Raw genomic sequence first — 13,741 nt, 5'->3', positions numbered from 1 at the left:
GATTAAAAAAAGTTCCTGGTCAAACCGTTAGTGCCAAATAACAGGTAACGACGGCCCGAGCCATGCGGCAAAGCAATTCCCAAAACCGGACGCTGCCGATTGTCCACGAATTATGGATCTTGGCTGCGGGTCAGTTTAGCAAAAGGTGGACGGATGTATTGGAAAGGGTTTTCGTTTATGGGTTGTAAAGCGTAATAGGTAGGTCATGCCGATTGCAATCACACCAGTCGCAGAGAAGGGTTGTTGGTCCGGGTCCACTTGGACGATCGACCACGAGGGTGAACTTGCGGAATTGATTGCACGTGTTGCCATTGGGCAGTCCAGAACTGTGGAACGCATTCTAAAAGCCACTGGTGATTTGCCAGCAGGATATCCAAAGGGCGGCTTTCAAGGCGCCAGGACGCTACTGACTGTTGGAAACGGAGATAAAACATATCACCGAGATGGTTGGGTATTTCAGGTCATCGCTTGGATCGCCGCCCATCGTTTCGATGAAGACGCCCTTATCCGGTCACCTCAAATGATTAAAGCTGACAAAGGCTTGGACGGGCTCATGATCGAGTTCGATGACAACGGCATTGCACAGGTTGTCATCTGTGAAGAGAAAGCGACCGAACATCCGAGACAGAAGATCAAATCTCAGGTCTGGCCAGAGTTTGAACAGTTCGAGACGGGTGCTCGCGACAATGAGCTTGTTGCGTCCGTCACGTCTTTGTTGGAGAAATCGGACGATGCAGATCCGGACCGAACCGTTGCCGATATCCTGTGGAACGAAAAACGTGCCTATCGTGTGTCCGTGACAGTTGGTGATAAGCATGCATCAGAAAAAGGGCGCAAACGCCTATTTGCAGGATACGAAAAAAGGGTGTTGGGCGACGTTGAGCGGCGCCGTGCGGAAACCTTGGTCTTAGAAGATGTGCGTGAATGGCTGGACAAGATAGCTGAGATGGCGCTTGCCGCAATTGAGGACGCGGAGGCCGACAGCCTTGTATGATCCCACGACAGCAGCGCTTATTCGATCCACACCAGAACTTGATGATCTGGATACTGAGGCATTGCCCGATCAGCTCGCACGCGCTTTCGCAGAAATTGTATCGGCGCGGGTGATGCTGCGTGAGGGCGACGAGGATCTCGCCTCGCTCAGTGAAACCACCAGCTTCGCGCGCCGGCTGGCGCAAACAAATGAAGCATTGGTCGCAATCAATCCTGATCGGGAGAACCGGGCTGCTGCAGGCTTTGTTGCCGCGAGCGCTTACCAGTTGCTGTATCAGGCACAGGCGCTGAAAGAACCGGAGCCGCCCGCATCGTTCATCACACCTGACGGTATTAGCCCTGAGATTTCAGCGATGCTGCTCTTTCTGGTTGCTGAAGCATCAGCCGATGCTGCAGAGGTCGCAGCAGCCATGCGGGTTCCAAGCGGTAACAGGCTTCAGTCAGAACTGATTCTTCATTTGATCATGCTGGCAAAGGGTCAAGTTGGTCGAATTCGAAACCGAAAACGGCCTCCACAGGACGACCTTGTCACTGGTTCGGGTGGCGAACGCGCAAATGCCGCACTCTATTACCGGATTTTGCGCGGTATTCGGGCGCTTGCGTTCGTGCTTCAGGGACGACGCATGAGGGGGCTGGTGGATCCAATTGAAGTTTTCACTGAAGTCAAGGATTTGGCAGCACCTGGTGCAGAAGAATTCGCCGATGAATATCCTGATGGCGTGGTCGCTGTATTCCCAGGGCCATTTCACTTGGCAAGTCTTCTGATTGCAGCGGGTTCAGCACTTCTTGGCGGCGCTGTTGTTAAATTGCCGCCTCCCGAGGGGGTGGATGGGGACCGATGGGCTAAGGCGATGAAAACGGTTTCTGAGACGCGTCCGTATCTTTGGCGCAATCACAGAGATGCCGTCGAGCAAGGTTATCTGGAAATAGGAACGTCCTCAGCGATAGGGTTCCCAACCGGGGCGGGTAAGTCAACCACAGCCCAACTAAAGATCCATGCAACGCTATTGTCCGGTCGCAAAGCGGTGTTCCTTGCCCCTACTCATGCACTCGTGGATCAAACAACGCGAGACCTACGCGATGCCTTCCCTCGGGCAACTGTCCGCGGCGAACGCACGGACGAGTTTGGGTTTTCGAGCCAGGGAGAAGACCTACCCGACGTCATGGTCATGACGCCGGAAGCCTGTCTGCTTTCAAGCCACATGGAGCCAGAGCGATTTGACGATGTCGGCTTGCTGATTTTCGACGAATGCCATCTTATGCATCCCAGCACAGATGGGGATCGTCGGGCCATTGATGCCATGCTCTGCATCTTGGGCTTCACCCGCGTCGCACCTGATGCTGATATCGTTCTCTTGTCAGCAATGATGAAAAACACGGATGAGCTCAGCGGCTGGCTTGAAGAACTTACGGGTAGAAAATCATTGCCTCTCGACAATGCATGGAAACCAACTCGCCAACTCAGGGGCTGTGTTGTCTATGACGCCAACAGATACGCAAATCTTCAAAACTTTCTGAAAGCGGAACGTCGCAAAAAGCCAACAGGGGGAGTGCCGGTCGCGGTCAAGCGCAAGCTCACGGCTACCCCAAGAGGTTTCTTTAGTGTTAAGCAGACTTGGGCGTCTCAAATTCGCAGTGACTACACGCTGGTCCCGCTCCTTGATACCGCGCTTGAGTTCTCAACCAACAAGTTTTGGAAGCTTACACCTAATTCCGGGATTGTCGCGTCGTCCATAGCTGTCGCTGCTGCGCGGGCTGGCTTGAGAACTCTTGTCTTCTCGCAATCTATTCCAAACGCGTTTTCGATCTCAGAGAAAGCACGCATGGCACTTGACGATTGTGCTGTCGAACTGACCGAGAATGAGCAGCGGTTCTATGAAGTTTCTGCCGATGAAATGGGTGGCGCTGACCAACTCTATTTGACGCTCGAGAACGGAAAGCTTGTGTCGCAGGCGGCCACGCATCACGGCCAGTTGCTTCCAGAGGAGCGGCAGCTCGCAGAAGCACTGTATAAGCGCGATGGTGCTCTATCTGTCCTCGCTGCAACTCCAACACTTGGCCAAGGTATGAACCTGCCAGCAGATTTAGTCATCATCGCAGAAGATAGCCAATACGATGCTGCATCGGGACGCAAAGACCTTTTGGAAGCTGAAGATCTTCTCAATGCCGCTGGTCGCGCGGGTCGAGCTGGTGAGAGCGCGACAGGCATTGTCTTGGTTGTCCCAGGGCAAGTTGTTCCGTTGGATGATACCGAGAACAAGATTGGTGGAAGATGGACACGCCTCCGGGCGATATTTGGTCAGTCCGATCAATGCCTTATTTTGGACGATCCGTTTACGGCATTGATGGATCGCATTCATGACAAAGCTTCAGACATTGGAGATCTGGAACGATATGTTGTCGCGCGGCTCGCGGAGACCGATCAAAGTGAAGACGGTGTTCTCGATGTGCGGCTTGGCCTATCGAGAAGCTTCGCAGCTTATCGCAAACGTCAGGATGCTGAAGAGGACTGGATTGAAAGCAGGACAGCAGCGGCCCTTTCGCTATTGAATGATGATGACGAAGCCCTGCCCGTTGAGTCCCTGTCTTTGCGCAATACTGCCTCTATGTTGGGGCTGCCCGAAGATGTCCTGAAGGACTTGTCAAATGCCCTTGCCGAAGAGGGGTTTCACAGCTTTCATTCAGTCGAAGCATTGTGCAATTGGATGTTCGAGTGGCTGACAGCCAAGCCTGAATATTTGGACCGTGTAATCAAGCCAGACAGCTTGGAGTATCTATTTGGAACAGACTTCAAGAAGCTTAAGGGCGACGCTGCTCGTGCGTCCCACGCCCTCCCAAAGCTGCGGGAAGCATTGAGCCTGTGGATGAACGGTGAGCCACTTAGGGCCATCCAAAAAGCCTTATCTGACAAAACTCGTGACCGGAAGCGCAGCACAAGTGCGCGAAAATTCGTGATCCGGCTTGTTCCGGATCTTGCACATCTGATGGGAGCCCCTCTTCATATCTTGCAGGGTCATCTTAATGTGCACGCTGATGAACAGATTAGTCCAACTACTGCATTGGGGCTTGCCAATCGGTGTGTCAGGCGTGGCTTCTCAAGCGCGGAGATGGCAGCATTTGGGACACTTATGTCATCTGTAAGATGGTCCAGACGTGAAGTGCACAGGAGTTTTGCAAACATCACACCTTATCTCCAGCCGGCAGGGGAGCACGAAACCCTCGAAAGACTTGAGCTGCGCGTTGAGTTGGCGTCGGACGAAGAACTAAACAACAGAACTTATCCAGATCCATTCCAAGACGGTTTATGACTGAAAAACAGAGGCGTAGTTTCCCCGAGCGTTGTTCGGAAAGGCTCTTCGAATTGAACAGTCGGGTCAGACCAGAAACAACCATCTGAGTGTCCGCTTTCCTAAGGAAAAGGTGATCGTCTTTTTGTTCTTCAGCTGCGGTGCCTATCCCGTGGTCTGCGACTTCGATCCGAACTTTCTGATCTATCCGTCTCACGCTCATTTCAACCACATCACCTTCAGAGGTAAACTTGGCCGCATTCGAAATCAGGTTACACAAAACACCACGGCGTAAGCGGCAATGTGACGGGGCGCGCGGTGGATCGCGGGACGGCTGTTGAGAGCGATAGGGATGCACGACGCAAATTGGGATTTCCGACCCAGCCGACACAGATCTCGTTGAGAGATGGTCGCCTGATCCATCTTTAGCCGGGCGGCACTAACCGTGCTGTCAATTTCAGGTAGCAGCTTATCGGTTGGGCTCTCCGTCTCAATCGTGCCAAGAAGATTTATCTACTCAAACTCATTGTTGGTGGCAGGATCGATGATGCCGCCACCTCCACTTAGTGCTCTCCCGATCCGACAACCATGCATCAGCTTTCGCCTAACCCTATCTTAATTTGCATCAGTTTATTCACTGATGCATTGTCCAGTTCTGGGTATGTTCGGTCCTGTTCACGCATGGTTCTCAACGCAAATTAACACATCAAATCCCACTAAAACTTAATGGTATATTGCACTTACCCTATTCGATAATTAGGAGACTCCCGCGTGATCTGCACGTCATGCACATGGCTTTCCTTCAGCCCCGCGCCGGTGATCTTCACGAAGTTGCAATTGCGGCGCATCTCATCGACCGTGGCGCAACCGGTATAGCCCATGGCCGCGCGCAGACCGCCGACCAATTGGTGCAACACATTGCCCGCGCTGCCCTTGTAAGGCACCTGACCTTCGATCCCCTCGGGCACCAGTTTGTCAGAGGCGGCGTCTTTCTGGAAATACCGGTCTGCCGAGCCGCGGGCCATGGCGCCCATGCTGCCCATGCCGCGGTAGCTTTTGAAGCTACGGCCTTGATAAAGAACGACTTCGCCGGGGCTTTCGTCGGTGCCGGCGATCATGCTGCCGACCATGGCGCAGGAGGCACCGGCCGCGATCGCCTTGGCGAAATCGCCGGAGAACTTGATGCCGCCATCGGCGATGATCGGCACGTCGCCCGCAGCGGCCACGCAGTCCATGATCGCGGTCAGTTGCGGCACGCCCACGCCCGCCACCATCCGCGTGGTGCAGATCGAGCCCGGGCCGATGCCGACCTTGACCGCATCGGCGCCTGCGTCGATCAACGCGCGGGTGGCGGCGCCGGTGGCCACATTGCCCGCGACGACCTGCACATCGGCGAACTGTTTCTTGGCCCGGGTCACCGCATGGGCCACGCCTTCGGAATGGCCATGGGCGGTGTCGATCACGATCATATCGACGCCCGCATCGACCAGCGCTTCGGAGCGCTCGAAGCCCGCATCGCCCACTGTCGTCGCCGCGGCGACACGCAAGCGGCCCAGATCATCTTTGCAGGCGGTGGGGTTCAGCACGGCCTGTTCGGTGTCGCGCAGGGTCAGCAGCCCGGTGAGCTTGCCTTCGGCATCCGTGACTAGCAGTTTCTCGATCCGCCGCGATTTCATCAGGCTGATCGCCTCGTCCCGGTCGGCAGGCTCTTGCAGGATCGCCAGCCGTTCAGAGGTCATCATCACCGAGACCGGCGTGCGGTCGTCAGAGGCGAAACGCATGTCGCGGTTGGTGACGATGCCCAGCACGCGGCCATTTTCGTCTACAACCGGGAAGCCGGTCACGCGGTAGCGTTCTTGCAGGTCCTTGGCATCCGCCAGCGTCTGGTCGGGACGCAGGGTGATCGGATTGTAAACGATGCCGGATTCAAAGCGTTTCACCCGACGCACTTCGCGGGCCTGTTCTTCGATCGTGAGGTTGCGGTGGACCACCCCCATGCCCCCGGCCTGCGCCAGTGCGATGGCCATGCGGCTTTCGGTCACCGTATCCATGGCCGAGCTGAGCAGCGGGATATTGAGCGCGATGCTCTGCGTGACGCGGGTTCGCGTATCTGCGGTGGACGGCAACACAGAAGACGCTGCGGGAACCAGCAGGACGTCATCAAAGGTCAGGGCCTCACGAATCTCCATTTAACACCTCGGGTCTGGATGGGTTCATTTGGCGGTTTCCTATTTCACGGATGGCCGGGATTGGAAAGGCCTATTCCCCCGCGTAAGCCACAGAGGGGGAATGACGCGGGCGCGGCACGAATTGCCGCCCCGCATCTTTCCCCTGCCGCGCGGCACGCTATGCTGTCGCAAAGAAACAAAGGACGGCCCCGATGAGCAGTGACCCCCTCGTGATTTTCACGCCCTCCGGCAAGAGAGGGCGCTTTCCCAAAGGCACCCCGGTGCTGACTGCCGCGCGGCAGTTGGGTGTCGATCTTGACTCGGTCTGCGGCGGGCGCGGCATCTGTTCGAAATGTCAGGTCTCGCCGGGGTATGGGCAGTTCTCGAAACATGGGGTGACCGTCGCGCCTGACGCGCTGAGCACATGGAACGCGGTCGAGGAACGCTATGACGAGAAGCGCGGCCTGAAGGAGGGCCGCCGTCTGGGCTGTCAGGCCACGGTGCAGGGCGATGTGGTAATCGACGTGCCGCCAGAGAGCCAAGTGCACAAACAGGTCGTGCGCAAACGCGCCGAGGCGCGGGAGATTGTGCTGAACCCGTCGGTCAAACTCTTCTACGTCGAAGTGACGGAGCCCGACATGCACGAACCCTCGGGCGATCTGGAGCGTCTCAGGGCCGCGCTGGCCGAGCAGTGGGAGCTGGAGAAAGTCACCGCCGATCTGCACATCCTGCAAATGATGCAGCCGGTCCTGCGCAAGGGCGATTGGAAAGTCACCGTCGCCGTTCATCTGGGCGATCAGGAAAACGCCGCGCGGATCATGAACATCTGGCCGGGGTATTACGAGGGCACGGTCTATGGTCTGGCGGTCGACCTCGGCTCTACCACCATCGCGGCGCATCTGTGCGATCTGCAAACCGGTGAGGTCATGGCCTCTTCCGGCGTGATGAACCCGCAGATCCGTTTCGGCGAAGACCTGATGAGCCGCGTCAGCTATTCCATGATGAACCCCGACGGCGCGCAGGAGATGACCCGCGCGGTGCGCGAAGGGATGACCACGCTTTTCACCCAGATCGCCGCCGAAGGGAATGTCGCGCCCGATCTGATCGTCGACGCGGTCTTTGTCTGCAACCCGGTGATGCACCACCTGCTGCTAGGCATCGACCCCTTCGAGTTGGGCCAAGCGCCCTTCGCGCTTGCAACCTCCGGCGCGCTGCGTCTGCGGGCCGAGGATTTGGACCTGAACATCCACCCCTCCGCCCGCGTCTACCTGCTGCCTTGCATCGCGGGCCATGTCGGCGCGGATGCCGCCGCCGTCGCCCTGTCGGAGGCGCCTGAGAAATCCGACGAACTGATGCTGGTGGTCGATGTAGGCACTAATGCGGAGATCTTGCTGGGCAACAGGGAAAAGGTGCTGGCCTGTTCCTCTCCCACCGGGCCCGCGTTTGAGGGGGCGCAGATCAGCTCGGGCCAACGGGCGGCACCGGGGGCGATCGAACGGGTCGAGATCGACCCGGAGACCAAGGTGGCCCGGTTTAAGGTGATCGGCTGTGATCTCTGGTCCGACGAGGACGGCTTTGAAGAGGCGGTGGCGAGCACTGGCGTCACGGGCATCTGCGGCTCCGGCATTATCGAAATGGTCGCCGAGATGCGCATTCACGGCATCGTCGACGCGCCGGGGCTGATCGGCAGTGCTGCGCGGACGGGCTCGGCCTCGGTCTTTGCCGATGGGCGCACCAACAGCTATCTGGTCTATGACGGCACCGAAAAGGGCGGGCCCAAGATCACGGTGACCAACCGCGACATCCGCGAGATCCAGATGGCCAAGGCCGCGCTCTATTCCGGCGCGCGGCTGCTGATGGACAAATTCGGCGTCGACAAGGTCGACCGCGTGGTGCTGGCGGGGGCCTTTGGCGCGCATATCAGCCCCAAACACGCGATGGTGCTGGGCATGATCCCCGACGCGCCGCTCGACAAAGTCACCAGCGCGGGCAATGCCGCAGGCACCGGCGCCCGGATCGCCCTGCTCAATACCGAGGCCCGGGCCGAGATCGAGGCGACCGTGGGCGCGATCCACAAGATCGAAACCGCCGTCGAGCCGCGCTTTCAAGAGCATTTCGTCAATGCCTCGGCCATTCCCAACGCGGTGGAGCCTTTCCCCATCCTCAACAGCCTCGTCGCCCTGCCAGAGGTGACCTTCAACACCGGCGGCAGCGGCGAAAGCGAACGCGGCGGGCGTCGGCGCAGAAGAAGGGCGACGTGATGACTGCCTCGGACAACAGCGATCAGGTCGAATTCTGGAGCGCCTCGGCGGGCCAAAGATGGGCCGCGCGGCAGGCTGAGTTGGACATTCTGATGCAGCCGGTGCTCGACGGCATGCTGGCGCGCGCCGAACTGGCACCGGGGCTGCGGGTGCTCGACATCGGCTGCGGCGCGGGGGCGGGCTGTCTCGCCGCCGCCGAGGCGGTGGGCGATGCAGGCGCGGTGCTGGGCGTCGATGTCTCTGCCCCGCTGCTCGACCTCGCGTGGCAACGGGCCGCCGCCCTGCCCCATGTCGCCTTTCACCACGGCGATGCAACGACGCTAGCGCTTTCCCCTTCCTATGATCGGCTGATCTCACGCTTTGGCGTGATGTTCTTTGCCGATCCGGTGCTGAGCTTCACGCGCATGGCCGCGCAGCTCAGCCCCGGCGCGAAAATCAGCTTTGCCGCTTGGGGCCAAATCCCCGAGAACCCTTTCTTCACCCTGCCCGCCCGCGCGGCCCGGGCCACCATCGGCGCCATGCCGAAAAGCGATCCTGACGGCCCCTGCCCCTTCGCCTTTCGCGACCCCGAACGCGTGGTGTCGATCCTCGCCGAGGCGGGATTTGTCGATATCGCCTGCAAGGTGACACGGCTTGACCTCACCCCCGCGGGCACGGTCGATGACCTTGCCCAGCAGATGTGCGACATCGGCCCGGCCAGCGGCGCGATCAATCATTTCGAGGCGGGCCCGGCACAAGTTAAGGAACTTCGGCAAACCATCGCCGAAGCTCTGCGTCCCTATGCGGAAGACGGCCCCCTGCGCCTGCCCGCCGAGATCAATTTCGTCACCGCGACGAAACCCTGACTTGACCTTCCCCCGCGCGCCGATTATCTCACCCTCAGCGCGCGGGTATGGTGAAAAGGTATCACGGCAGCTTCCCAAGCTTTAGTTACGAGTTCGATTCTCGTTACCCGCTCCACGCTCCCCCTCCGCCTTCGTGACGCCGCCACATGCCCCCGCATAGGCCCCGCAGGGTTCCCCAAGGTCACACCCATGAAAAGCCTAATCTGGTCCGAATTTCGCCATGATTGCCCGCAAAAGTAGCGATCTACAGGGAAGTAACTTACGCGCAGATGGCCCAACGATGTCGGATGCGCATTGAGGCAAAGGAAAAAAGCGTGGCAAACGCGTTTCGGGACTACGCGACATCCAAGGCGTATATCATCGTCAATTTCATCGTGCTGTGCTGTGTCGCCGGCATCAGCTATTCGATCGTCAAACTGGATTACGAGCAGCATATCGCCAGCATCCGTCAAGATGCCCGGCAAACACTGCATGAAGTCAGCAATCAGGTGCAGCATCAGTTCCAAGAGACCATTCTGGTCACCAAGAACATCGAGAATATCCTGCTTTCCAGCGAGGCCTTCAAAGACAAGAAGATCGAACTGCTGGTCAAAGAGTTGCGCGACCGGAACCCCGGCATTCAGGCCTTCGCCCTCGCCCCGGACCTCAAGATCACCCATAGCTACCCCAAAACCCAGAATGGCGAGACGATTGGTCTGGAATACAAGAACATCCCAACGCAGCTTTCCGGCGTCGCCAATGCCTACCGCCGCCAGAGCCCGACCATCGAAGGGCCGCTGAACCTTGTTCAAGGCGGCAAGGGCTATATCATGCACTACCCGGTGTTCGAGCGCCCCATCGGCCTCGGTGCGCCGCGTTTTTGGGGGGTGATGTCCATCGTCTTCCAGCCCGACCGGCTGTTCGAGCCGCATCAAAACCCGCATCAGGCCGCCGACTACATCTATAGCCTCCGCGCCTTTCCCACGGGCGTCATGCCGCCTGAGATTGAGCCCGCGGCGGTCGACCCCACAGCGCCTGTGCGCACCCGGTTCGAGCTTTTGGGCAAGACATGGGAGGCGACGGCAAGCCCGGCCAACGGCCTGCCCCCCTATGCCCCGCAAAGCCCCTACCTCGTGGCCTTCGCCCTGATCGCGACCATCGCGCTGATGGCAGGCCTCTGGGCCTTCCGCCGGGTCACGCTGAAAAAGCAGGAAGCCCATGCGCTTTTGGCCGAAGGGATCGGCTCGATCCAAGAGGGGTTCATCGCCTTTGACGAGAAAGAACGCCTTGTCACCGTCAACAGCAAGTTTCTGGAGTATCACCCTGAAATCTCTGACCTTTTGATCCCCGGCAAAACCATCGAAGAGCTGTTGCGCCATTGGGTCGCCCGCCATCAGCACCCAGAGCAGGTCGAAGAGCGTGAGGCATGGATCGCCAAACGTCTCGCCCGGTTCCGCAACCCGACCGGCGCCTTCATTCTTGAGGTTTCGGACAACTTCTGGCTCAAAGTCACGGAATCGCGCACGCCGCATGGCTATACCGTGGGCATCTGGACCGATGTGACGGCCGAGAAACGCGCGCTCGACGCGGCCAAGGCGGCGGACCGCGAAAAGACCGAATTCCTCAACAACGTCAGCCATGAACTGCGCACGCCGCTCACCGTGATCTCGGGCCGGGCGACCTTCCTGCAACATGCCGAAAAGCTCCCCCAAGCCCGGCGCTTGCAGACCGCGTTGAACAACAGCGCCAATGCCACGCCCGACATTCGCCACAGCGTCGATGAGTTCCAAAACTTCGTCTCTGACCAAGCGGGCGGCATCGCCGGGTCGTCCAAACATATGCTGCGCCTTGTCGAAGACCTGTTGGATTGGACCAAGGTCGCGCGCGGCAAGATGGAGCTTGATCTGCAAGAGGTTGAGACCAGCGAGATCGCCCGTTCCGTCGCCGATGACCTGCGCCCGGATGCCGAGGCCAAGGGGCTGACGCTGACCTATGAGGACAATGGCACGGCCCTCGCCAATGCCGATCCGGTGCGCCTCCGGCAGATCCTCTACAACCTGATTTCAAACGCGATCAAATTCACCCGCAGCGGCAATATTCATCTTCAGATGCAGCAGGATGCCGAAGAGATCACCTTCTCGGTCTCCGACACGGGCTGCGGTATTTCCGAGGACAATCTCGAACGGGTTTTCCTGCGGTTTCAGCAGGTTGACGGCTCAATGTCGCGTGAGAACGGCGGCTTGGGATTGGGCCTTGCCATTGCCGAGCAACTGGCCAGCCTGCATGGCGGTAGCCTGTCGCTGGAAAGCAAAGTCGACGTGGGCAGCACCTTCCGGCTGACCCTACCCCGCCCCGTGGCCGATAGCGAGATGCGCCGCTCGGCCTGATGGCAAAACGCCCCGGCCCAAAGCGGACCGGGGCGGCCTATCTTAGCTCTCGCCCTGCATCAGCACATCGCCAAAACGGTCCCGCAGGTCGCGTTTCAGCACTTTGCCCGTCGCGTTGCGCGGCAGTGCCTCGGCGAAGACCACCCTGTCGGGCACCTGCCATTTGGCGATCTGATCCTCGAAAACCTTAAGGATATCCGCCTCTGACGGATCGGCCCCTTCGGCCTTCACCGCGACCAGAACCGGGCGCTCGTCCCATTTGGGATGGGTGGCCCCGATGACGGCGGCGTCGGCCAGATCGGGATGGGCGATGGCGATATTCTCCAACTCGACCGAACTGATCCATTCGCCGCCGGACTTGATGATGTCCTTGGCGCGGTCACGGATGGTGATATAGCCGTCGGCGTCCATCGTCGCGATATCGCCGGTGTCGAACCAGCCATCGCGCAGGGTGCTGTCGCGATCGGATTGGTAGTAGGCATCCAAAATCCAATGCCCGCGGGTGACCAGCGCGCCTTGGGTTTCGCCGTCGTGGGGCAGCGGCTTGCCTGCGTCGTCCCAGATCTCAAGTTCGACGCCAAAGACCGGGCGGCCTTGGTTCTCGCGCAGCTTGTGCTGGGCGTCTTCGGGCAATTCACCGTGTTTCGCCAAGGGCTTGTTGACGCTGCCCACCGGCGACATCTCGGTCATGCCCCAAGCGTGGATGGTCTCCACCCCATAGTCTTCGCGGAAGGTCTTGATCATCGACGGCGGACAGGCCGAACCGCCGACCACCGTACGCTCTAGGCTGGGCAGTTCGCTGCCGGATTTCTTTGCCGCCGCCAAGAGCCCCTGCCAGATCGTCGGCACGCCAAGCGCCAAGGAAACGCGGTAGGTGTCGATCAGCCCCACCAGCGACGCCCCATCGAGGTTCGGCCCCGGCAGCACCATCCGCGCGCCGGTCATGGCGCTGGCATAGGGGCAGCCCCAAGCGTTGACATGGAACATCGGTACCACGGCCATCACGATGTCCCGTGCGGAGATCGCGATGCTATCGGCCATGTTGATGCCAAAGGAATGCAGCACGGTCGAGCGGTGGGAATAGAGCACGCCCTTGGGATTGCCCGTGGTGCCAGAGGTGTAGCACAGGCTCGACGCCGTGTTCTCATCCAGATCGGGCCAGTCGAACCCGGCATCGCCCGAAGCCACCAATTCGTCGTAGAAGATCAGCCCCGGCAGCGCTCGGCAGCCTCGGCATCGGGGCCGGACATCAGGACGAGGTGCTTGAGATGCTCAAGCTTGTCGAGGATCGCGGCGACGAGGGGGACGAAGGTCTTGTCGATGAACAGAACCTCATCCGCGGCATGGTTGAGGATATAAACAAGCTGATCGGCAAAGAGCCGCGGGTTGATCGTATGGCAGACAAAGCCCGCGCCGGAGGTGCCGAAGTAGATCTCCAGATGCCGCCGATTGTTCCATGCGATGGTCCCGCAACGCGCCTGCGGCGACAGCCCCAGATCGGTCAAGGCCGCGCCCAAACGCCGCGCATTCTCGGCCACCTGCCCCCAGTTCGTCTCCTCGACCCCGCCGGTGGTCGAGACCGAGATGATCTCGCCCTCGGGGTGATAGCGTTCGGCATGGGAAATCAGGCTTGAGATCAGCAGCGGCTGCGTCATCATCTGGCCAAGCATAGGGGGTCCTCCAATCATTTGCTTCGAGACTGTCCAAAGGTCAGGGCAGTTGCAAGCCTTCCCCTCCGGCAAGTCGTAATAGCGCTGACGGACAGGACAATGGCACCGCGCAGGCGGCTGTCGCCCGCGCGGGGCCTCGTTCCGGTCTAAG

6 protein-coding genes, 1 tRNA gene and 1 pseudogene are annotated in these 13,741 nt (G+C 59.4%); 6 read left to right on the top strand and 2 right to left on the bottom strand.

All coding sequences use genetic code 11. The features are described 5' to 3' along the window. Positions 1–205: 205 nt before the first annotated feature. Both FCK22_RS07235 and FCK22_RS07230 read left to right on the top strand, forming a co-directional pair. Positions 206–994 (top strand): hypothetical protein, encoded by a 789-nt coding sequence (locus FCK22_RS07235; RefSeq protein ID WP_136720321.1) that lies wholly within the window; start codon positions 206–208, stop codon positions 992–994. Next, positions 987–4,301, top strand: a complete 3,315-nt coding sequence (locus tag FCK22_RS07230; protein ID WP_136720320.1) for a DEAD/DEAH box helicase — start codon at positions 987–989, stop codon at positions 4,299–4,301. Before FCK22_RS07235 ends, FCK22_RS07230 begins: the two co-directional genes overlap by 8 nt. 719 nt (positions 4,302–5,020) lie before the next feature. Here the strand turns inward: FCK22_RS07230 and guaB are convergent. Further along, entirely contained in the window at positions 5,021–6,469 is a 1,449-nt protein-coding gene (guaB, locus tag FCK22_RS07220) for an IMP dehydrogenase (protein ID WP_136720318.1), read from the bottom strand. A gap of 191 nt (positions 6,470–6,660) precedes the next feature. On the opposite strand from guaB, the gene FCK22_RS07215 reads away from it, so the two are divergent. From FCK22_RS07215 to FCK22_RS07200, 4 genes are all read left to right on the top strand, one after another. After that, the gene (locus FCK22_RS07215; RefSeq protein ID WP_067262025.1) at positions 6,661–8,709 is read left to right on the top strand and encodes an ASKHA domain-containing protein; all 2,049 of its coding nucleotides are present in this window, start codon (positions 6,661–6,663) and stop codon (positions 8,707–8,709) included. Further along, a complete protein-coding gene (locus FCK22_RS07210; protein ID WP_136720317.1) occupies positions 8,709–9,554 on the top strand; it encodes a methyltransferase domain-containing protein in 846 nt (281 codons plus the stop codon). Before FCK22_RS07215 ends, FCK22_RS07210 begins: the two co-directional genes overlap by 1 nt. A 41-nt stretch (positions 9,555–9,595) precedes the next feature. Continuing rightward, a tRNA-Gly gene (locus FCK22_RS07205) sits at positions 9,596–9,669 on the top strand. A 199-nt stretch (positions 9,670–9,868) separates the two neighbouring features. Beyond that, a complete protein-coding gene (locus FCK22_RS07200) occupies positions 9,869–11,920 on the top strand; it encodes an ATP-binding protein (RefSeq protein WP_067262068.1) in 2,052 nt (683 codons plus the stop codon). A 42-nt stretch (positions 11,921–11,962) separates the two neighbouring features. Here the strand turns inward: FCK22_RS07200 and FCK22_RS07195 are convergent. Beyond that, positions 11,963–13,590, bottom strand: a pseudogene (locus FCK22_RS07195) (long-chain fatty acid--CoA ligase). Between the last annotated feature and the right edge of the window lie 151 nt (positions 13,591–13,741).

Source organism: Sulfitobacter sp. 15WGC (genome assembly GCF_005068605.1).
Classification (GTDB): domain Bacteria; phylum Pseudomonadota; class Alphaproteobacteria; order Rhodobacterales; family Rhodobacteraceae; genus Sulfitobacter; species Sulfitobacter faviae.
Note: the sequence above shows the minus strand (reverse complement) of the source record. Positions and strands in the feature narration are given on the sequence as shown.

Coding starts and splice junctions, on each gene's coding strand:
- FCK22_RS07215 (WP_067262025.1), top strand. CDS start 6,661: ATGAGCAGTGACCCCCTCGTGATTTTCACGCCCTCCGGCAAGAGAGGG.
- FCK22_RS07235 (WP_136720321.1), top strand. CDS start 206: ATGCCGATTGCAATCACACCAGTCGCAGAGAAGGGTTGTTGGTCCGGG.
- FCK22_RS07210 (WP_136720317.1), top strand. CDS start 8,709: ATGACTGCCTCGGACAACAGCGATCAGGTCGAATTCTGGAGCGCCTCG.
- guaB (WP_136720318.1), bottom strand. CDS start 6,469: ATGGAGATTCGTGAGGCCCTGACCTTTGATGACGTCCTGCTGGTTCCC.